We start from the raw sequence: 19478 nt of genomic DNA, 5'->3' as shown, positions 1-19478 counted from the left end.
GCCGCCGCTGCCGTGTGGCCTGATTCTCACGCCTGTGCGGTGGTGCGCTTCTTCTTGCTCAGCGGCTGGGCGATGTCCTCCAGGGAGCGGCGCGCCGCCTCGATGCCGATGGCCAGCTGCACGATCCCGCCGAGGGCCATCAGCCCCGCGCCGATGTAGTAGCCGAGCGCAACGTAGGAGAGCTCCCCGCTCTCCACGAGCCGCCCGAAGAGGGTCGGCCCGACGATGCCGCCGAGCGCCGTGCCGACCGCGTAGAACAGCGCGATGGCCTGGGGCCGCGTCTCCATGGGGAAGACCTCGCTGACGGTCAGGTAGGCGGCGCTGGCCCCCGCCGAGGCGACGAAGAACACCACGCACCAGCAGATGGTGAGCGTGACGGCGGAGAGCAGGTCCAGGTGGAACAGCACACCGGTCACCGCCAGCAGGACCCCCGACCCGATGTAGGTCCCCGAGATCATGGGCCGGCGCCCGAGCGTGTCGAACAGCGGACCGAGGAGGACGGGGCCGAGGAAGTTGCCGAGCCCCAGCGGCACAACGTACAGCGGCGCAACGGAGGAGGACACGCCGAAGAACGCCGTCAGGACGAGCGCCTGCGTGAAGAAGACGGCGTTGTACAGGAACGCCTGCCCGGCGAACAGGGAGAGCCCGACGATCGTGCGCCGCGGGTAGGTGCGCGCCAGGGTCCGCCCGACCTCACGGAAGGTGGTGGTCTCCCGCTGCTCCAGCGTGAGGGAGCCCTGCGGTTCGGGGAGCCGGTCGCGGTGGGTCTCCCGCACGACCTCCTCCTCGATGGCCGACACGATGCGCTCGGCCTCCTCCTGCCGGCCGTGGATGATCAGCCATCGGGGGCTTTCCGGGACGAGCCGCCGCACGACGACGATGATCAGCCCGAACACCCCGCCGAAGCCGAAGAGGAGGCGCCAGCCCAGGTTCTCGGGGAGCAGGTCGGGGTTGAGCAGTGGGTAGGCGAGCGCGGCGCCGACGGCGGCCCCGAGCCAATAGGACCCATTGATGAGCAGCGAGATGCGGCCGCGCAGCCGGGCGGGGACCATCTCGTCGATCGCGGAGTTGATCGCGGCGTACTCGCCGCCGATACCGAACCCGGTGAAGAACCGGCAGAAGTAGAACCAGGCGGCGTTGCCGGAGAACGCGGTCAGGACGGTGGCACCGAGGTACACGCCCAGGGTGACGAGGAAGATCTTGCGCCGGCCGTACTTCTCGGTGAGGTGCCCGAAGAACAGGGCTCCGGCGCAGGCGCCGACGATGTAGACGGATGCGGCGATGCCGACCTGTGCTTCGGTGATCCCCAGCCCGCTCCCGGGCTCGGTGAGCCGGGACCCGATCGAACCGACGATCGTGACCTCAAGGCCGTCGAGGATCCACACACTGCCGAGACCGATCAGGATCAGCCAGTGCCATCTGGCCCACGGCAGCCGGTCGAGCCGGGCCGGGATCTTCGTCACGACGTCCATGTACTCTCACTGACCGCGAATACACGGCGCGTAACCCGGGCCGGCACACCATGGTCGATTCCGCGCACGCGACTGGGACTGTCGTGACCGGCGGTTTGCTCCCCCTTTCCCCGGCCGCGGCCGCGCGGAGCGCTCGGCGGGGACGCGGCGCGTGGCGTCGCGCCCCCGCGCGGCGGGGACCGTCAGCGCGCGGACCCGGCGGCCGGTGGAACAACCCGAGCGGTCAGTGGACGAACCCGGCGACGCCGCGGCCGACCGCAATGGCGTCGCGCCACCACTGCGTGCACGACTCGATCGCCTCCAGCACCTCGCGGTCCAGGGCCTGCCGCTGCTCAGGCGTGCTCGCCTCCCACTGGGCCAGCGCCCGCCGGCACTGGTCAACGGACCATTCGCCGTAATCGGGCAGGTCGTCGGGGCGCGGCAGCCCCGGGGGCAGGCCTCCGTACATGAAGTCGCCGACCGTCGCCGCGTCGATCCCGAGGGCGGCCATCCCCTTGTCGACCCTCTCCAGCCAGCCGCTCTTGAACGGGGAGAAGTGGTTGTTGAAGCACGGCCGCCCGTGGAACTCGCAGATCAGCTGGTAGGCGTAGGCGTACTGGAACGCGTGGCGCTCGTCGTAGGGGCCGCCGTCGATCACCGCCCGCAGCGCCTCGTACCGGGTGGGCGCACCCCGCTCGATCTCGAAGGAGAAATGGCTGTCGTCGGCGGCCAGCCGCCGCTTGAACCGGCCGCCGATCATCCGGCGCTGCTTCTCGTCACCCGAACCGATCGCCCCCCGTGCCACGGCGAGGTCGATCACGTACACGCTCAGTCCAAAGCTCATGCGGGAACCCTAGGGCCCGCCACCGACACGGCGGCCGCCCCGATCGCTCAGGTGGCGGCGCGCAGGCGGGCGTCGAGCGCGTCGAGGCCGGGGAGGAACCACACGTGGCCCGCCCGGTTGGTCTCGTGGACGAGCGCGCGCAGGGCCCCGCTGGCCGCCGTGTGCCGGGAGATGTCGCCGATGACGGCCAGGCGTACCCGGTAGGCGACGAATTTCTGCATGATCTCGCCGGCGAATCGGGTGTCCAGCGAGAAGAAGCGCTCGTCCAGCCGGCTCGCGGGCACGGCCACCACCTCGGCGCCGAGGAACGCGGCGCCGATCAGGTCCAGCGCGTCCTGCTCGGTGGCCACCGGCGGGCCGTCGGGGTCGCACACCAGCACCTTGGTGCCGGCCCGTTCCTCGATGACGTCAGGCACCGCCGGCCTCCCGGTCGATCAGTCCGTTGTCGCCGTCGAGCACGTCGTCGAGCAGGCGCAACAGGTCGGCGGTCACGGCGGGACCGCCCAAGATCACGATCTTCATGCGGCTCCGGTCCTCGTCGTGGACGGTCTGGATGCGCACCGGGTGCTCGGGGTCGTGGGCGGTGTTCACGCCGGCAAGAACGAGCGTGCCCAGCCGGTCGGCCGCGGCGCGGTCGATGCCGTCGATCTGCACGATGCTCGACACCTCGACCGGAGCGGCGCCGGAGGCGCCCGCCGAGGCCGACAGCGGCCGTCCGACCAGCTCCTCGAGGTCGGTGCGGGCGATCCGGTACTGCTTGCCGATCCGCACCGCCTTGAGCCGGCCGGAACGGATATAGCCCCGCACCGTGCGCACGTGCAGGCCGAGCCGGTCGGCCACCTGCTCGACCGAGTACATTTCTTCCTTCATCACTCCCCAAGATATACGAAATAGGGATCGATAGGGACGTTCCCATCGGGGCATCGGGGCATCGGGGACACACCGCACCCCACCGGCCACCCGTCCGCCACCCCCGCACAAGAAGTTCAGGAAAGACCTGACGACGAATGATTGCATTGGGTAGTCGTAATCTTACGTTTAGCTATGATTGTCGACATGGCAACGACCCCGCTGATCGAAACCCGGGTGTGGCGCGAAGGCCCCACCCTTGCCCTTCGTGAACTCGTACCCGCCGACGCCGGCGCGCTCGAACCGATACTCGGCGACGCCGACGTCATGCGCCATATCGACCTCGGAACCCTGGACGCCGAAGGCGTGGCCGCCCTACTCGCCCAGGCCACGGCCGACCAGGAGGACCCTGCGCGGCACAGCTACCGGCTGGGAATCGTCCAGCGCAGCGACTCCGCCCTGGTGGGAACCATCGCGATGGACATCCAAGGGCTCTCCAACGCACACAGCCACTCGATCATCCTGAGGCCCGGGATGGCGAACCTGACGGCCGGCTTCGAAGCCGTCCACCTCATCCTGGGGGTGGCCTTCGAGCAGCTGGGCCTCAGCCACGTCTGGTGCACCTGCTACGCCGACAACATCGTCGCCACGCGCCTCTTCCTGGCCGCGGGCGGCGCACTCCAGGCCGAGCCCGCCCAGGGGTTCCACTTCTTCTCGATCCTCAAGGACCAGTGGCGTGAGGTCTCGTCATTGACCCTGCGCGAAGCGCTGACGCTCCTGCGCCGCAACGGCTCCGTCTCCCCCGCCCGCCGCCCCGTCGACCCGGGCCGCGGGGCCCGGGACCCGGACTGAGCCGGCCTTCCATGGGAGGGGCCGCCGACATCGTCGGCGACCCCCAGAACCCCTATGGGATACCCGATTCACGTAATCTACGGTGGGCGGCGGGTGACGCTGCGGGTACGGGAGATCCGTGACGGATGACCGAGACGGGGGCTGTGGTGCGGACCGGTTTTGTCGACCGCGTGGAGCACATGGACGAGCTGCGCTCGCTGCTGGCGGACGTGACCGAGGGGCGCGGTGGCCGGGCACTCGTGGTCGACGGCGTCTCGGGCATGGGGAAGACGGCGCTCCTGCAAGCGTTCGCCGACGAGGTCCGCGCCGCGAACCCGGCGAGCGCCGGCCGGGTCGTGTCCGTGCGGTGCCGGCCGTCCATCGGATCGGACTTCCACTACGGAGCGATCATCGACCTGCTCGTGCAGCTCGCCGAGGACCAGGAGGACCGGCAGCCCGGCGCCTTCCGCAGGTGGCTGGGCCTCACCGGTCAGGGCGTCGTCCGTTCCGCACCCGAGGTGCTGTCCGCCATCGTGCCCGGGCTGGGAGCGGTGTTCACCCTGGGCAAGGAGGTCGCTGAGGCGTCGCTGGCCTCCGGGTCGATGCCGTTCGACAGCCTGCTGCCCTTCCAGCAGGGAGCGGCCGCACAGATCGTGGACGCCCTCCTGGACCTCGTCCGGCAGGGGCCGCCCACGGTGGTGCTCATCGACGACATTCGCTACGGCGACCCCAGCAGCTTGCTCGTGCTCGACCGGTTGCTGCCGCGCCTGTCCGGCGAACCCCTCGGCGTGGTGTTCGGCCACACGACCGACGGCGCCTACGCCGACGGCCCGGACTCCAAGGTCGAGGACCTGCTGCACGACTGGGCGAAGGACGGGCTCGTGCGGCGGCGGATGCTGGGCGGCCTGCCCCGCGACGCGGTCGCGGAGCTGGTGCGCTCCCGGCACCCCGATGCCCCGCCCGCCCTGTCGGAGCAGCTGAGCCGGTTGACGGACGGCCACGCCGTCTTCGTCACGCTGTGCCTGGAGGAGTGGCGGCCCGACGCCGGTACGACCGTCGAACTTCCCGGCAGCCTGGCGCGCGTTGTGGAGGGCCGTCTGCGGCTGCTCACCGAAAGCGACCGCGAACTGCTCATGATCGGGGCGGCCCAAGGCGATGCGTTCCTGTCGCACACGGTCGCCGAGGTCAAGGGGGCGCCGCACGACCAAGTGATGGAGCGGCTCCGGCGTATCGCCGCCGATCACAAGCTGATCCGCCCGGCGCCGATACCCGCGTGGGCACCGTCGGACGGTTCCGACTGCTACCGGTTCCAGCACAGCGCCCTGTCGCGCGTCGTCTACGACCAGCAGACCCCTCAGCAGAAGCGGTCCCGGCACGCCGGCATCGCGGCGGCGCTCACCGACGGCCCGCTCGACGGGATGCCACTGGAACGGCGGCTGGAGATCGCCCGCCACCTCCGCAGCGGCGGAGCCGAGAGCCGGCTCGCCTCGGCCGAGGCGCACTACGGGCTGGCCCGTGACGCCGCGCTGGAAGGGCTGTCCTTCGCCGAAGCGGAGCGGCACTGCGAAGAGGTCATCAAGGCGGTCCGCGACCTTCCCGCGCACGAGGAGAGCCGCGACCGCCGGCTCATCCAGGCCGTGGAACTGCTGCTGTCGCTCACCGAGGTGCGCTGGCGGGGCCAGCACCGACCGGCCGGCGGCCCGGACATCGACGGCCTGGCCGCCGAGGCCGAGGCCGCGGCGAAGCGCTGCGGCACGCCCGAGCCGGCGATCCGCACGACGCTCCTGCGCGGCAAGACCCTGCTCGCCACCCGGGGCCTGGTGCCGTCCCTGGACAAGCTCCGCGCGGCCGTTGAGCTGGCCGAGCAGCACGGCGACCCGGTCCCGCTCTTCGTCGCCCGGGTGGAATACGGGCGGCAGGTGTCCAAGCGGCGGCTGGCCGACGGCCTGGCCCAGCTGCGCGAGGCGGAGCGCATGTACGCCGCCGACCCGCGCCTGGGCGGCACCGGCGACCCGGTCCTCCAGCACACCCGCAACCTGGGGGAGATGCAGCTCGGCATCACCCTCTTCGACAGCGGACACCTCAGCGAGGCTTTGGCCAGGCTGACCCGCTGTGTCCAGCGGCTGCGCGACGAACCGCTGAAGGCCGAGCTGCCCATTGCGCTCAACTACCTGGCGCAGGTGCACATGGGCCTCGGGTCCTACGAGGACGCCGAGAACGTCCTGAACGAGGCCCTCGACTTCGAGGCGGGCCGCGGCGGCGACAGCGGCTGGCACGCGTACAACCAGGCGCTGCTCGCCCGCCTCCTCGTCGAGCGGCCGGAACGGCGCCACGACTCGCTGGAGCTGATCGCCGACGCGTGGCTGGAGACGGAGCGAACCTGGCTGGCCAACCTCGTCCCCATCGTCCGCAACCTCTACGCCGAGATCCTGCTGCTCGCCGCGTCCGAGACCCTGCCGCTCACCACGGGCGACTCCCGCGAGTCCCTGGACCAGGCCGGCCGCCTGGCCGAGGCCACCTGCGCCGAGACCCGGCGCAGCGGCATGGTCCGCAGCCAGATCGCGGCGCACTCCCTGCGCAGCCGCACCCTGATCCGGCAGGGCGACACCGCCGCCGCCCGGGACCAGGCCCGCCAGGCCGTCCGCATCCTGAACGAGGTCGGGGACATGCCCGCTCTGCGCACGGAGGAGGTCCTGTACCACTCCGCCGTGGTGCTGGCCGCCGGCGGCGTGAACGAGGAAGCGCACGCACTCCTCGATCGAGCCAGGCGCGAGGTCGCCCGCAAGGCCGACCTCGTGACCGATGATGCGGCGCGCCGGCGATTCCTCACCAGGGTCCCCCTCAACGATGCCATCCGCCGCGGCGAGGGGGTCGACCGGTGACCGCGCGACCACGCTCCGCCGGGCGCCCAGAGGCAGGTGGCACACTGGAACCGTCATGCTGACGATCTCCAAGGAGTTCCACTTCTCGGCCAGCCACGTCCTCGACCGGCTGCCGGGCTGGCACCCTTGCGCCCGCATGCACGGACACAACTACGTTGTGGTCCTGGAACTGTCGGCCCGCCGTGAGGACCTCGCCGAGACCGGCTTCGTCCGCGATTACCGCGAGCTCGACATCTTCAAGAAGTGGATGGACGACACCCTCGACCACCGCCACCTGAACGAGGCGATGGGTGAGGGCCTCCCCCCGTCGGCCGAGAACCTCGCCGCCTGGATCTTCGACCTCTGGATCGAGCGGTTCCCCGAACTGACGGCGGTCCGCGTCTCCGAGACCCCCAAGACCTGGGCCGAATACCGCCCCGAGCGCTGACGCCGCCCCGGTACCAGGGACGTGCCCCATCCTGCCGATGTGCCTGGGCAGGGCTGGTCCCTTCCATCACGAGTCGGAATAGTCACGGAAAACGCCTGCCATGGGCTCACCGGACATGGCTCAATAGGCACATGGAGATCGGCGAGCACTGGGCATATCGCGAGCGACCGAAGGAACTGGGCGGCGCCGTTCTCCGGGTGGAGATCGTTCGGGTGGGTGGGTCCGGCAGGTCCGGTCGGGTCCACGTGCGTTTCCTCGAAGGCGACGACGCAGGTCTACAGGAATGGGTCGCACCCGCTTCCCTCGTGGCACCTTGGGCGGACGTCGATCACTTCTGCGCGGACGACGCAGGGGAGTTGGCGCTGGCCGAGGCGTCGCGGCACGTGCGCGGCGGCACGGAGTTCGAAGCCGCACGGATGATTCTGGGGTGTTTTCGTCCGAAGAGCAGGCTGCGCCTGCGTCGTGGTGTGGCCGATGCAGGGGTTCTGGAGCTGGGGCGCCTGGACGAGACGACACCGCTCATCGGCATGGACGCGGCCGATCTCCGCGGCGATCCGATGGTCTACGAAAGGCGCGACGGCATGTGCCTGGCCGCGTGGCAGGTCACCGAACGCATCGCCCGTACCGTGGCCGGCAACCTTGCCGATGAGATCCTTCCCGAGGTGGACCGCAAGCAGCGGAACAACGAACAGGAACGCGCCCGGCCCTCCTGGTACACCTACGACCGCCGGGATGACCGGAGGCTGGACGCGGAGGCGGCCGTCTTCCGGACCGTCCGAGCGTGGTGCGGCGGGGACAGAGTCGACCGCTATGACGAATTGGTCGCTCTGCGAGCCGAGGTCATCAGGCTGGGGGAACTGGTCGAGAAGGCGGTCACGGCCCTGCGCGACCGCGGGCATGGACTCATCGCCTCCACCATTGAGCGCGACCTTGGCGTCCATATCGCCAGCCTTGATCCTGACGTGCGTCGATGACGCCTCGCCACGGATCGGGATCCGGCGCGGATGGCGGCGGAGCCGGGGGTTTCTCCTTCTCCGGGCGCTCCGGGTGCCAGCCATCGAGAAAGGGCCGCAGTTGGTCTCCCGTCGGCTCCACGTCGAAGTCGACGGCGGACAGCCCCTTGCCGTCCAGTGTGGGGTCGAGCCGGTCACCTTCCGCCTTCCCCCACGCCGACCACTCCCGCAGTCTCTCCGCTTCGAATGCGCTGTCCGACGCGGCGGCCACCTCGTCCAGGACCGCGCAGAAGGCTCGGATCTCTCCCGCGGCCCGCCACTGCTCAAAGGCCGTACCGAAGTGCTCGGCCCTGACCGCATGGACCGCTTTGGTAGAAGCCGCGCTGATGGCGGCCTCCCATTCGCGCCGAGTGCGCTCCCTCTGTTCCGCCGCCAGGCGCCGACGCTCGGCTTCCTGCCTCTCCCACTCCTCTTGTCGACGCCGCTGCTCGGCCTCATGCTCAAGGCGAGCTTGCTCCTGTTCCTCCGCGTGCGCCTTCAACGCCCTGAAGACCGAACCGATCTGCTCCTCCAATGGCTTCTTGGTGGTGTCCGCCCATTCCTTCTTCCAGCCGAAGCCATGGCGATGGCCCGGCTCCTGGCCGATCAGCAGCTCCAGTTCACCGGACGGCTCGAACGTGTGCTCGGGGGTGACCCGCTGCCAGTCATACGTGCGTCGGCCATGCCGCTTGGGTATATAGGGGACCCGCTTCTGCCGCTCACGGAAGCGGACCTCGTATGTCCTACCGTGAACGGTGAGGTGCGGCCTGGGCTGCTTGCGCTTCTTGGACACAGTGATCTCGCCGTGGCGGGCAAAAGCCTGCTCTGCGATGAGCCGGAGCAGCGAAAGCACCCGGGGAAGAACAGCATCGGAGATCTCGAAGGCACTGTGGTCCGCGGTGAGCGCGGCGATCACGTCCTCGACATCAGTGATAACACGGCTGCGCGCCAGTCGGATCCGATTCCATTCGGTGTCGTCCTCACCCGTCGCCCTCAACAGGCCGAGGACGAAATCGCCCTTGGCCCGACCGCTGTACTTCAGGTGGTATCCCTCAGGCGCGCACCGCCGCGCGGCGTCGAATGCCCTGCGGTAGCGGGCACGCTCCTCGTCACTGGGGTCCTGGATCCGGAGGAACCGCCCCGCTTGCTGCACCTCCGCGAGCAAAGCCGGTCCGGCGTCGGCCGACGGGGTCCGTGGAGATTTCGCGGCATGCGGCGAGGTGGACGCCGTCTCTGATGAGGCCGAACGCCGCCCGCGCGGTGTGGGGTCCGGTCGATTCGGATGACGGCCGTGCTCCAGATAGAAGCGTCCCGCATCGGTGATCTCTGCCTGCCACTTCTTTCCACCTCGCTTGGGCATGGTGATCAGGCCCCGCCCTTTGAGCGCACGGGCGGTGTGTGCGAGCTCGGGGCTGTCCGAGGTGACGGGGTCGGTGTCATCGCCGATGCGGGTCAGGAGTGCGAGTTGGCGGTCGTTCAACGGAGACCAAGAGCGCATGGCGATCGTCGTACCATCCGTGGTCACCGAGGCACAACCCGTATAAGGTCGAAAGCGCCTCACCATGGAAGACGGCCGAACGGGAGCGCCCGGCATTCGGGCCCCCCTTTTGAGCCCCCAACGCAAAACGCCGGTTCCGAAGGAACCGGCGTTTCAACTGGTCGGGGTGGCGGGATTTGAACCCACGGCCTCTTCGTCCCGAACGAAGCGCGCTGCCAAGCTGCGCTACACCCCGAAGCAACGTGCATCAGTCTAGCGGACGGGAAGAGGTGGTCGCACCCGGATTGCGGCGGGATGCAGGCGGGCCGGAGAGGGCTGGTGCGGGTGGGTGGCGCGGTGTGCGGAAGGGCCGTGGGGAAGGCGGGGCGGCTGGGAACGGGCACACGGAAACCTGGGATGTGGCACGCCCGGAAGGGGAGGCCGGAAGGGCACGGCGGTGCCGTGTGGGGGTTCGCGGTGTGCAAGGTTTCTTCCGCGGTCCGCTCGGCGGGAAACGTCTCTAGAGAGGATCGGCCGGAGTCGGCCGCCGGGCTTGCCTGGGCGGGGCGGGGGTCGCAGGTTGGGGGCATGGGCGCCGCGAACCACGTCCCTGACCCCGACCCGCGGCCCGCCCCCTGGTGGGTCCGCCTGTCCCGCTGGCTGAACGGGACACGTGTGTGTTCCGTGTACGACTGCATCCAGCTCACCGAACCCGACGAAGTCCACTGCACGACCCACATCCGCGCGTTCCGCGCGGAGCTGGGCGACCGCCGGTGCGCCGTCCCCCGTTGTGTCGATCCGCGCGGCGACGGCGACTCCCTCTGCTTCCTCCACCGCGAGGCCGCCGTCATCGACGCGGTCGCCTCGACCCCCGGGCAGTGGAACGCCCCCCGGAACCGCAAGCACGGCCATGAGCCCACCTGAGGCCGACCGCCCCCTGACCGGCGGCACCGCCACCCGGTGCCCGGACGGCGGAACGGGGGCGGTGGCCGATGTCCGGCCTACCCGTGGATCCGGCCTGCGGCGCGTCAGGTGTCGTCGCGGATGCGATCGAGAGCGGCCTGCGCCTCGTCGGCCAGTGGGACCCGCAGTTCACCGAAGATGGTCGCGGACGCGGAGAGGTCGGCCATAGCCGTCGCGCGGTCGATGGTGCCGTGCGGCAGTTGCCCGAGTGCCAGCAGCGCTCGTGCTTCCATGTAGCGCTCACTGCGCTCGACCGCCAGCGTCCGGGCACGTTCGAGCGCGGCGAGAGCCTGCTGGTGCTCGCCCGCTTTGGTATAGGTGATGCCGAGTTCCACGAGTATCTCGGCGTCGCCGCTGGACTGGGCGGTCTCCTCCCCGACCTCGAGCGCACGCATGTGCGACGCGACGGCGGCCTCCGTGTCGCCCGATCCGCGCTGGGCGACCCCCAGTGCGTTGTAGATGAAGATCTGCTGCTGCGGTGATTCGGTGAGCTGCGCGTAGTACAGCGCATCCCCGAGTTTCTTGAAGGCTCCGGCGAAGTCCCCCTGCTGGGCGCTGGCCTCTCCGAGTTGCCGCAACGAGATCGCGGCGATGCGCGGCATCCCATCACCGAGCTCGGTCTGGAGCGCGGCCTCAGAGAATTCGACGACTTTCGGCAGGTCTCCGAGCGTCAGGTGGAGCATGCCGATGTTGTTGCGCTGGATGGCGCTGAGCTGGACGTCGCCGACCGACAAGGCGTAGTCGAGAACCTGATGGAAGCAGTCCAGAGCGTCGTGGAAGCGGCCCATCCGCTCGTAGACCACCCCGAGGTTGCCGGCGACCCGTGCTTCGCCGCGAGGGTCGGTGACCACCTTGAGAATGTCGCGTGCCTCGTTGAGGAGCTTCAGGGAAAGCTCGAATCGCCCCGCCAGACAGTGTGTGATTCCGAGCCCGATCAGGGTCACCGCGCTCCCGCGGTCGTTCCTCTGAGCGCGGTTGATGCTCAACGCCCGCTCCTGGATGGCGACCAGCAGCTCGGTCTGTCCGTGGGAGGCGTAGAAGCCCCACAAGGAATCGGCGAGCTGCCATGCCTTCTCACCGTCGCCGAGCGCCGCGTAGAAGTCGACGGTGGGCGCGAGGTTCTCCTGGTGCCGGCGGAACCACGAGACCGCTTCCGAGTTGTTGGTCAGCTCCCTCCGGTAGCGGGAGGCGCCGTGCGCGGTGACCTCGTATTCATGCCCCCGTGGGCCCAGCAGGTCAGCGGCCCGATCGGCCATATCGAGGTAGTGGTCGGCGAGGCGCAGGCGTGCCGCGTCCGTCTCGTCCGCGGGCATGTCGGCGAGGGCCTTCTGCCGCGAGTAGGCACCGATGAGGTCATGGAATCGGTAGAGGTCGACCCCGGATTCGTCGAGGAGGCGGACGCTGACGAGTTCCTGGAGGAGGTCGTCGGCGGTGGGCGGGTCCACGCCGAGGAGCGCCGCGGCCCCATGCAGGTCGATACTGCTCCCGATCATCATGCCGAGCAGCATGAACGTGGTGCTCTGCACCGTGTTCAGGCTCTGGTAGGAGAGTTCGAAGACGGCTTCGACGCTCTGTCCGTCGATGCGCAGCTCTCGGAAGCGCCGCTGCTGCTCACCGAGCCGTTGCGCGACATGGGCGAAGGTCCAGCGCGGCCGGCTGAGCATCCGCCCGACCACGATCCGCAGAGCGAGGGGCAGGCCACCGCACAGCCTCGCGACCTCTTGCGCCTGCTCCTGTTCCCGCTCGACGCGCTCCGCACCCAGAACCGTGGCGAAGAGCTGGAGGGAGGTCTCGGCGCTGAGCATGTCCAGGGAGAAGTAGCGCGCGCCGCTCACCCCCGGGAGGTCGTTGCGGGTCGTCACCAGCGTCATGGAGCCGGGGGCCGCAGGGAGAAGCGGATTGACCTGGGCGAAGTTGACAGCGTTGTCGAGCACCACCAGGAGCCGCTTGCCGACGATCATGGACCGCCACAGCGCGGAACGCTCCTCCAGGGACTCCGGCAGGTTCTCGGTCTCGGCACCGACGGCTCGCAGCAGCGCACCGAGCGCGCCCAGTGCGGCCAGCGGTTCACGGTCCACCGTGTAGCCGTAGAGGTCGATGAAGAGCTGGCCATCGGGGTAGTTGGCCGCGAGCTTGTGCGCTGCGTGGATGGCCAGTGTGGTCTTGCCCGCTCCCCCCGGCCCGGTGATGACGGCGACCTCGGCTCGTTCGGCGGCCTGGCCGCCGATGCGCAGCAATGCGCGGAGATCGTCCTCGCGCCCCGTGAAGTCCGGAATATCCCGGGGAAGATCATTCCGGGTTTGGAAATCCGGCGCCACTCCTTCGGAAAATGCACCACCCGATGCGGGATCGGAATGCGTCGAATCATCATTGAAATACGATTGTGGCTCTCCTGAAACCACATCCGAGTCTTGCAGGATGCGCTGATACAGCTCCATTACCTCGGGGCTGGGATCGACACCCAACTCTTTGGCGAGGTAGCTCCGGGTCTCGTGGAAGACGTTGAGCGCGGCGGCGCGCTGCCCACTGCGGTGCAGGGCGGCGATGAGCAGGTACTGCAACCGCTCGCGCAGAGGCTCCTCGCGCACCAGCGGGGTAAGCCGCGTCACGATCTCCGAGTATCGGAACAGGGAGAACGCACATTCTGCCCAGGCCACAATGGCCGCCCACCGCTCCTCCAGCAGCGGCTGGCTCACCGCATACCAGAGCTGGTCGGACCCGGTACCGGAAAACGGCTGTCCCCTCCAGCAGGCCAGCGCCCGATCCCACAGGGGCAAGGCGTCGGCGGGCCGCTGCGCACGCTGCGCCTCGGCGACGAGCCGGCGGAAGCGGTGCAGGTCGACCCGGTCGGCCTCCACCTGGGCCATGTAGCCGCCGGCCGTTGTCTGGATGACGTCGGGAAACGCGCGGCGCAGGTGGGAGATCTGCACCTGGATCACCGAGCGCGCGGTGCGCGGCGGATCGTCGTCCCAGAGATATTCGATCAGACGCTCGACCGTCACCTCTTTTCCGAGGTCAACGAGGAGGACGCCGAGGACACAGCGCTGCCTCGGCCCGCCGACGGGGATGGTTACACCGTCAGACCAAGCCGAAATCGGGCCGAGCACACCAAATTCCACAAATGGCACTGTAGCAAGGCCATTTGCGGAACATGCGGGAAGAGAAGGATGTAACGCCGCCGCATCGCAGTGCCCGTCCATCAAAGCACTGCGATACAGCGTCGCGTGCGGATACGGAATCCTCGCTAGCGTTGCGCGGGCTCGGGCTCCCGAACAGGCTCGGTTTCCTCGGCCGGAGCCTCAAGTTCGGGGTTGGCCTCCTTGGGCCCTTCCTCCTGATCGGTCCACTCTTCATCGATGAGCGGGTCCGTGAACGGAGTCGCCTTCGCGGTGGTGGGCTCCCCAAGCCCGGCGACGATCTCCGCGAACTCGGCGTCCACGTCGTGCAACACCGAGGTCAACTGCTGCCCCATATGGTTTCTCCTCGATACGGCTGGTTCACATCATGGCTATGGCCACTCCGCGTCGCCGACCTCGACACCGTCCTCCTCTTCGAGCGGCTCGATGTCCTCATAGCGCCGGGGCGCGTCGTCCCCTTCGCTGAACGGTGTCGTCTTCGCGGTCACGGGCATCTGCGCCCCCAGTCGGGCGACGATCTCCAGGAACTCGGTGTCGATCCGGCTCGACTCGGTAAGAAGCAGCATGTCTCTACGTCCCATCCACACAGATGACCGTGCGTAGGCGCCCGCCAGGGCCCGTCCCGGAAGGGGGCAGGGCCCGGGTGGGATCGCCGGACCGGTGCCCGCAGGCCGTCCTCCTGCGGGTCCCGGTCTCGCCTGAACGCGACCGACATTAGGTACGCCGTCTTGCGGGTGACTTTCATCCGCCTTACGACTGATTTGCCCAACTACAGGGGGAAAGCGAAAGCCCCCTGCAAGCCGGTGCGCCCGGCGGCTCCGACGCCCCTGGAAGAGGCGGCGGGACCGACCTTTCACGCTACGACGGCCGCCCGCCCCGGCCGGTTCCGACCCCGGCCATAAGTGGCCTGATCAGGCCGCGAACCCCCCGGAACCCTCCCATAGCATCTACACTCCTCCCTTGTGGCTCACCACGCGCCTGATCGCGACGAAGGCTCCGGGGGACTCTTCCCCGCGAGCCCGCAGTGGCGTGCCGTCATCGGGATCGTCGCCGTCGCCGTGGCCGGAACCGTCACGGCCGGGCTCTGGGTGACCGGCGGGCTGGCCCCCGCCGCCGCCACCGGCGCCGAACCCGGGAGCGAGGCGAGCAACGACATGCTCACCCTCACCGTGCACGAGGCCACCATCAACCCGGGCGAGGACGGGATCGGCCCCACGCTCGACGTGCGCGCCGACCTCGTCTCCAAGGACACCCGGCCGTTCGACGTCGGCGCCCTCGACCGGATCATCACCGCCGAGCTCACCCCCGGCGGCCTCGAGACGGCCCAGCTCGAAGTCGTCTTCACCCGCTACCCCGAGGGCTACATCTTCGATATCCAGCCGGACATGCCCGAGGAGGTCGTCCTCAGCTGGACGCTGATCGAGGCCGGCGCCGAAGAGGAGGACGGTCCGCTCGGCGAGCTCAGCGGCGGACTCGCGGGCGACCCGTCCGACCCCCTGGACCTCGACGCACTCCTGGAGGAGCCCAAGGACCTGTCGGGCCTCGTCGCGCAGGAGGAGTCCGCGACCATCACGGTCGCCGACGCCGTGTTCGAGGAGGGCTTCACCGACCAGACCGAGCGGTGGACCGCCACCGACGAGACCACCGGCCGGTTCATCCTGCCCCTGGACGAAGGATGACCCTGTGAAGGGCCTGTTCGCACGGCGGTCGGTGACGGCCGTCCTCAGCCTGATCCTCCTCGGCCTGATCATGGGCGCCCACTCGCTCATCCCGCCCACCCTCGCGACGTCCGAACCGATCAGCACGTCGGGCGGCATCGGCTCCACCGTCGACGCACGGCAGTTCACGATCGAGGTCCAGGACGTGCGGTTCGCCCGCACGATCACCGACGATGCGGGAGGGGACGACTTCGGCGCCGTGTCGGAGCCGATCGAGGCCAACGGTGTGTGGGTGATCGTCCTGGCCACCATCGAGTCGACCCGGAGCACGATGAGCAGCGTCACCGCCGAACTCGACACCGGCGACGACTACACCTACTCCGGGACGGCGTGGTCGGCCAACGTGTTCGAGTCGTCCTCCCCGTCCCTGTCGCCCGGCCGCCCCGTGACCGGGGCGTTCGCGTTCGAGGTGCCCGAGGACCGGCTCACGGAGCTGTCCCTGCGCGCCACCGTGAGCGAGTCGGCGGACGAGCGCCTGGCCGCCCAGGCCGACATCGACCTGGGGCTGAGCGGCTCCGAGCTCACCGAGAACGTCGACGGCGCTGAAGACGTCGCCGCGATCCCGCCGATCGAGACGCACTAAGGGGTCTTGCGGCCATGCATCCACGCGATCCCCGCCACCAGGGTCCCCCTCCCGGCTTCCCGCCGCCCGGCGCGCAGCCGCCCTACGGACCGCCGCCGGGCCCCCCGCGGCCCGTGCCCGGCCCGCCGCCTCCCCCGATGCCGCAGGCTCCGCCCCCGCACCGGCAGGGCGGCCCCGCTGGGCAGCCCCCTTACCCGGGCCGCCCCCGGTACGGACCGCCGCAGGTCCCCGGACCGCCGGGCCCCTATGGCCCGCCGCCTGGTCCCCCGGGTCCGCCCGGACCACCACCAGGCCCGCCCCACGGCGCCGGCCCCGCCCGCCCACCGCGCGGCGCGCGCCGGGCCCGGCGCGCGCTGCCCCTGTGGCGGCGCCTCCAGCTCCCCTACGTGGCCGGGCTCGCGGTGCTGCTCCCGCTCGCGATGGGCGTGCCGTGGTATCTCGAGCGCGAGGCGATGCTGGAGTCCGGCGCCATGCCGCCCGAGCCCGTCCCCGTCTCCGGGAGCACCACGGAGCTCGCCGGCACCGAATGGGACTTCCGCGGGACGGTCATCGGCGAGACCGAGGGCGCGCCCCTGGCCGACGATCTGGAGCTGGTCGACGCGGTCTACGCGGTGACGCCCGGCGACGCGGCCGCCAGCGGGCTCTTGGAGCAGTCCTGCTCGTTCCGCGCGATCGACGACCGGGGCCGCTCCTGGGAGCCCACCTCGGAGTTCGATCTGCGCGATCAGCTGCCCGCGGACATCGGATCGACCGGGTTCGGCTGCACCGGCGCCGATGCCGAGCCCCTGCCCGCCGGGGAGGAGACCGGCCTCGTCGTCAGCTTCGTGGTGCCCGATGACGCCGTCGATTCGCTGCGGTTCGAGGTCCGCGCGCCCACCCGGAACGACATCGAAGCGTCCCGGCCCGCCGCCGTGCTCTTCTCCCAGCAGGACTGACCCCCCGGGGCGGGCGGCCGGGACGTCGGCGCTGCCCTCAGGCCGCGCGGCTCGCGCGGCGGGCCCTGCGCCCCGTGCTGGACTCGCCCACTCGGCGCAGCGCGACCTCGAACGTGGCCGCGAGCAGGCACACCCGCAGCAGCTCGTGCAGCGCGCCCACCGCGAAGTCGATCGGGGGCAGCCACGGCCACCACCAGCCGAGGAAGTCGTTCGGCCCGATCAGCACCAGGATCCCCCGGTGCAGCCACTCGAAGCCGAGCTCCAGCAGCACGTAGTAGAGGCAGAACGACAGGTAGAACACCGGGCTGACGCGCAGGATGAACCGGAACGCGTTGAGGAAGGGCGTGTACTTCTCGCGCACGCCCCGCTGCGCGAAGCGCCCGACCCCCGTGGCGACACCGGGCAGCCGCCCGACCCTCTCCTCGATCCGGCCGACGCGGGTCCCCTTCGAGAAGAGCTGCTCGCTGGATTCGACCTCGGCGCCGTAGATGACCGCGGCGATGGTGAGCCAGAGCAGCGGACCGACCAGCCCGTCCTTCAGGTGCCCCCACGCCGTGGCGACGCCCTCGAGGGCCGCCAGGTAGCCGAACTCCAGCGGCAGGGCGGTGAGCTCGCCGAGAGCGCGCACGGAGTCGAGTATTTCGGTCTGCACCCCGACCCAGAACACGCGGCCCGTGAGCCACTCCTGGCCGACCGTGGTGATGTGCACGACCGAGAACACCGCGAAGAACATCCAGTTGGCCTCGAACAGGGCGGTGAGCACCCCGAGGACCTTGTTCTCCCTGCGCACGTAGAAGCGCTCGCAGAGCATGCGCAGCAGGTAGGAGCCCACCGCGAACACCAGCGGCAGCCCGATCGCGCTCAGCCGGCCCGATTCGAGGTAGCCGTCGAGGCCCCGTTCGTTCAAAAGTCCCTGGCTGTAAAGGCGGAACTCTTCGCCGAACATGCCCCAGGCACTGTAGAAGAGGAGGAACGGCAGGATGGCCATGGCGACGGCGTCGACCACGTGCCGCTCGCGGGCGCTGAGTGTCGTGCGCTCCGGCGGGAGCGAACCCACCAGTTCGATGTCCACGGTCGGCAGCCCCGGACGGAGCATGTGGAACATGATGATCGTGGTGGTGAGGGTCACCAGGACCGAGATGCTGAGTCCGAGCAGGGCCACGGTGGGGTCGATCTCGGAGAGGCGGACCATGCCGCGCAGCACCATGTCGTGCAGAAAGGTACCGGCCGCATAGACGCACAGCAGTGGCGCCCAGTACCGCCTCGCGAGGTCGAGGGCGTACAGGGGGAGCCTGCCGGCGGAGATCGCCATCCTGGTCATAGCGGGCACATCCTAGCGTTGTGCGAGGTCGGAGTGGTGGCCGGTGGACGGATGAGAGGTGGCCGAAGGCGGCCGGAACCGAATCGGAGCCGGTGCGTCGGCGGCGCCGGGAGACGGAGGGCGGGGGCCGCGCGCCCCCGGATCGAGCGGATGGCGGGAGATCGGATGAGCGCAGGCGACGGCGACGGATGGGTGGAGCTCCCCGACGGCTCCCGGCGCTGGGGCAGGTACGGCGCGGCCGGCCTGTTGCTGCACGCGGCGGGGACCACCGGGACGAGCGCCCCGCCCGAGGGTGGCCACGTGCTGGTGCAGCATAGGGCGGCGTGGAGCCACCAGGGCGACACGTGGGCGATCCCCGGCGGCGCGCTCGACAGCGACGAGTCCGCTGTGCAGGCGGCCCTGCGCGAGTTCCATGAGGAGGTCGCCGGGGACTCCGGCGACCTGGAGCTGATCGGCATCTACCGCCAGGAGCACGCGGTCTGGCGTTACGACACGGTGCTGGCGCGGGTCGCGGAGAAGCGAGCGCTGACCCCCGGCGACGGCGAGAGCCAGGAGGTGCGCTGGGTCCCGCTGGACGAGGTCGCGGAGCTCCCCCTGCTCCCGGCGTTCCGGAGCGTGTGGCCCGACCTGCGCGCGGCGCTCGCGCAGCGGCTGGAGCTGGTGGTGGACGCCGCCGCCGTTCTGGGGACGCCGTCCCCCGACCCCGATGCGGTCGTGCACCTGCGCGACGACCTCGCCGTCCTGGCCGCCGACGGGATCACGGCCGCGGCGCTGCCCGAATCGGTCTCCCTGGCGCCGCTGGACCGCTGGTTCCCGCGGATCCGGCTGCTGGTCGGCGGCCCGGTGGCGGGGGTACTGCCTCGCCCCGGTGTGGAGCCGGTGGCGGTGGGCGACACCGGGCCGGACCCGCTCACGCACACCTGGCCGGACGCGGCCGGCTGGGCGGCGTGGACGCAGCCGGGGACCCTGGTGGTCTCCGCCGGCCCGCGGCGCCCCGGCGGCCCGGAGGTGGTGCCCCCCGGCTGGCTCGTGGGGCCCAGCGGGCTGCTTCCGGTCTGAACGCGCGGA

Annotated in this window: 18 protein-coding genes and 1 tRNA gene; 9 read left to right on the top strand and 10 right to left on the bottom strand. The window is 70.2% G+C overall.

The window, feature by feature from the left end:
- Nucleotides 1-26 precede the first annotated feature (26 nt).
- The 4 genes from ACFOVU_RS28730 to ACFOVU_RS28715 all read right to left on the bottom strand — a co-directional run bounded on the left by ACFOVU_RS28730 (nucleotide 27) and on the right by ACFOVU_RS28715 (nucleotide 3165).
- Nucleotides 27-1472 carry an MFS transporter gene (locus tag ACFOVU_RS28730; RefSeq protein ID WP_378538600.1) on the bottom strand — a complete coding sequence of 482 codons (1446 nt, stop codon included), beginning with the start codon at nucleotides 1470-1472 and terminating at the stop codon, nucleotides 27-29.
- 223 nt (nucleotides 1473-1695) lie between these two features.
- Nucleotides 1696-2295: a DUF7691 family protein gene (locus tag ACFOVU_RS28725; RefSeq protein WP_378538599.1), complete on the bottom strand. Its 600-nt coding sequence runs from the start codon at nucleotides 2293-2295 to the stop codon at nucleotides 1696-1698.
- A 47-nt stretch (nucleotides 2296-2342) separates the two neighbouring features.
- Nucleotides 2343-2711 (bottom strand): DUF4180 domain-containing protein, encoded by a 369-nt coding sequence (locus tag ACFOVU_RS28720; RefSeq protein ID WP_378538598.1) that lies wholly within the window; start codon nucleotides 2709-2711, stop codon nucleotides 2343-2345.
- Complete coding sequence (locus tag ACFOVU_RS28715) at nucleotides 2704-3165, bottom strand: helix-turn-helix domain-containing protein (protein ID WP_378538597.1); 462 nt, start codon at nucleotides 3163-3165, stop codon at nucleotides 2704-2706. The genes ACFOVU_RS28720 and ACFOVU_RS28715 overlap by 8 nt, the downstream gene beginning before the upstream one ends.
- A 186-nt stretch (nucleotides 3166-3351) precedes the next feature.
- On the opposite strand from ACFOVU_RS28715, the gene ACFOVU_RS28710 reads away from it, so the two are divergent.
- The 4 genes from ACFOVU_RS28710 to ACFOVU_RS28695 all read left to right on the top strand — a co-directional run bounded on the left by ACFOVU_RS28710 (nucleotide 3352) and on the right by ACFOVU_RS28695 (nucleotide 8258).
- Nucleotides 3352-3996, top strand: coding sequence for a GNAT family N-acetyltransferase (locus ACFOVU_RS28710; protein ID WP_378538596.1), 645 nt, complete (start codon nucleotides 3352-3354; stop codon nucleotides 3994-3996).
- A gap of 125 nt (nucleotides 3997-4121) precedes the next feature.
- Entirely contained in the window at nucleotides 4122-6857 is a 2736-nt protein-coding gene (locus ACFOVU_RS28705) for an AAA family ATPase (RefSeq protein ID WP_378538595.1), read from the top strand.
- Between the two features lie 55 nt (nucleotides 6858-6912).
- A complete protein-coding gene (locus ACFOVU_RS28700; protein ID WP_378538594.1) occupies nucleotides 6913-7284 on the top strand; it encodes a 6-pyruvoyl trahydropterin synthase family protein in 372 nt (123 codons plus the stop codon).
- Nucleotides 7285-7415: 131 nt separating this feature from the next.
- The gene (locus ACFOVU_RS28695; protein ID WP_378538593.1) at nucleotides 7416-8258 is read left to right on the top strand and encodes a hypothetical protein; all 843 of its coding nucleotides are present in this window, start codon (nucleotides 7416-7418) and stop codon (nucleotides 8256-8258) included.
- Here the strand turns inward: ACFOVU_RS28695 and ACFOVU_RS28690 are convergent.
- Together ACFOVU_RS28690 and ACFOVU_RS28685 are read right to left on the bottom strand one after the other, a co-directional pair.
- Nucleotides 8188-9801, bottom strand: a complete 1614-nt coding sequence (locus tag ACFOVU_RS28690) for a hypothetical protein (protein WP_378538592.1) — start codon at nucleotides 9799-9801, stop codon at nucleotides 8188-8190. The genes ACFOVU_RS28695 and ACFOVU_RS28690 overlap by 71 nt on opposite strands.
- Nucleotides 9802-9932: 131 nt before the next feature.
- A tRNA-Pro gene (locus ACFOVU_RS28685) sits at nucleotides 9933-10009 on the bottom strand.
- A 332-nt stretch (nucleotides 10010-10341) separates the two neighbouring features.
- On the opposite strand from ACFOVU_RS28685, the gene ACFOVU_RS28680 reads away from it, so the two are divergent.
- On the top strand, nucleotides 10342-10677 hold the full coding sequence (locus tag ACFOVU_RS28680; RefSeq protein ID WP_378538591.1) for a hypothetical protein: 336 nt from the start codon (nucleotides 10342-10344) through the stop codon (nucleotides 10675-10677).
- A 104-nt stretch (nucleotides 10678-10781) separates the two neighbouring features.
- Here ACFOVU_RS28680 and ACFOVU_RS28675 read toward each other — a convergent pair whose 3' ends face one another.
- The 3 genes from ACFOVU_RS28675 to ACFOVU_RS28665 form a co-directional block, all read right to left on the bottom strand.
- On the bottom strand, nucleotides 10782-13835 hold the full coding sequence (locus tag ACFOVU_RS28675) for an AfsR/SARP family transcriptional regulator (RefSeq protein WP_378538590.1): 3054 nt from the start codon (nucleotides 13833-13835) through the stop codon (nucleotides 10782-10784).
- Between the two features lie 125 nt (nucleotides 13836-13960).
- Entirely contained in the window at nucleotides 13961-14188 is a 228-nt protein-coding gene (locus tag ACFOVU_RS28670; protein WP_378538589.1) for a hypothetical protein, read from the bottom strand.
- Between the two features lie 36 nt (nucleotides 14189-14224).
- Nucleotides 14225-14419 (bottom strand): hypothetical protein, encoded by a 195-nt coding sequence (locus ACFOVU_RS28665; protein ID WP_378538588.1) that lies wholly within the window; start codon nucleotides 14417-14419, stop codon nucleotides 14225-14227.
- A 396-nt stretch (nucleotides 14420-14815) separates the two neighbouring features.
- On the opposite strand from ACFOVU_RS28665, the gene ACFOVU_RS28660 reads away from it, so the two are divergent.
- The 3 genes from ACFOVU_RS28660 (at nucleotide 14816) to ACFOVU_RS28650 (ending at nucleotide 17089) form a co-directional block, all read left to right on the top strand.
- Nucleotides 14816-15532: a hypothetical protein gene (locus ACFOVU_RS28660; protein ID WP_378538587.1), complete on the top strand. Its 717-nt coding sequence runs from the start codon at nucleotides 14816-14818 to the stop codon at nucleotides 15530-15532.
- Between the two features lie 4 nt (nucleotides 15533-15536).
- A complete protein-coding gene (locus tag ACFOVU_RS28655; protein WP_378538586.1) occupies nucleotides 15537-16154 on the top strand; it encodes a hypothetical protein in 618 nt (205 codons plus the stop codon).
- A 386-nt stretch (nucleotides 16155-16540) separates the two neighbouring features.
- Entirely contained in the window at nucleotides 16541-17089 is a 549-nt protein-coding gene (locus ACFOVU_RS28650) for a hypothetical protein (protein ID WP_378538585.1), read from the top strand.
- Nucleotides 17090-17126: 37 nt separating this feature from the next.
- Here ACFOVU_RS28650 and ACFOVU_RS28645 read toward each other — a convergent pair whose 3' ends face one another.
- The gene (locus ACFOVU_RS28645; protein ID WP_378538584.1) at nucleotides 17127-18410 is read right to left on the bottom strand and encodes a hypothetical protein; all 1284 of its coding nucleotides are present in this window, start codon (nucleotides 18408-18410) and stop codon (nucleotides 17127-17129) included.
- A gap of 165 nt (nucleotides 18411-18575) precedes the next feature.
- Here ACFOVU_RS28645 and ACFOVU_RS28640 point away from each other — a divergent pair, with 165 nt between their 5' ends.
- Nucleotides 18576-19469, top strand: coding sequence for an NUDIX hydrolase (locus tag ACFOVU_RS28640; protein ID WP_378538583.1), 894 nt, complete (start codon nucleotides 18576-18578; stop codon nucleotides 19467-19469).
- Nucleotides 19470-19478: the final 9 nt, after the last annotated feature.

The organism is Nocardiopsis sediminis, from assembly GCF_042650565.1.
GTDB lineage: Bacteria > Actinomycetota > Actinomycetes > Streptosporangiales > Streptosporangiaceae > Nocardiopsis_B > Nocardiopsis_B sediminis.
Note: the sequence above shows the minus strand (reverse complement) of the source record. Positions and strands in the feature narration are given on the sequence as shown.

Coding starts and splice junctions, on each gene's coding strand:
- ACFOVU_RS28730 (WP_378538600.1), bottom strand. CDS start 1,472: ATGGACGTCGTGACGAAGATCCCGGCCCGGCTCGACCGGCTGCCGTGG.
- ACFOVU_RS28725 (WP_378538599.1), bottom strand. CDS start 2,295: ATGAGCTTTGGACTGAGCGTGTACGTGATCGACCTCGCCGTGGCACGG.
- ACFOVU_RS28715 (WP_378538597.1), bottom strand. CDS start 3,165: ATGAAGGAAGAAATGTACTCGGTCGAGCAGGTGGCCGACCGGCTCGGC.
- ACFOVU_RS28710 (WP_378538596.1), top strand. CDS start 3,352: ATGGCAACGACCCCGCTGATCGAAACCCGGGTGTGGCGCGAAGGCCCC.
- ACFOVU_RS28705 (WP_378538595.1), top strand. CDS start 4,122: ATGACCGAGACGGGGGCTGTGGTGCGGACCGGTTTTGTCGACCGCGTG.
- ACFOVU_RS28700 (WP_378538594.1), top strand. CDS start 6,913: ATGCTGACGATCTCCAAGGAGTTCCACTTCTCGGCCAGCCACGTCCTC.
- ACFOVU_RS28695 (WP_378538593.1), top strand. CDS start 7,416: ATGGAGATCGGCGAGCACTGGGCATATCGCGAGCGACCGAAGGAACTG.
- ACFOVU_RS28680 (WP_378538591.1), top strand. CDS start 10,342: ATGGGCGCCGCGAACCACGTCCCTGACCCCGACCCGCGGCCCGCCCCC.
- ACFOVU_RS28670 (WP_378538589.1), bottom strand. CDS start 14,188: ATGGGGCAGCAGTTGACCTCGGTGTTGCACGACGTGGACGCCGAGTTC.
- ACFOVU_RS28665 (WP_378538588.1), bottom strand. CDS start 14,419: ATGCTGCTTCTTACCGAGTCGAGCCGGATCGACACCGAGTTCCTGGAG.
- ACFOVU_RS28645 (WP_378538584.1), bottom strand. CDS start 18,410: ATGACCAGGATGGCGATCTCCGCCGGCAGGCTCCCCCTGTACGCCCTC.
- ACFOVU_RS28640 (WP_378538583.1), top strand. CDS start 18,576: ATGAGCGCAGGCGACGGCGACGGATGGGTGGAGCTCCCCGACGGCTCC.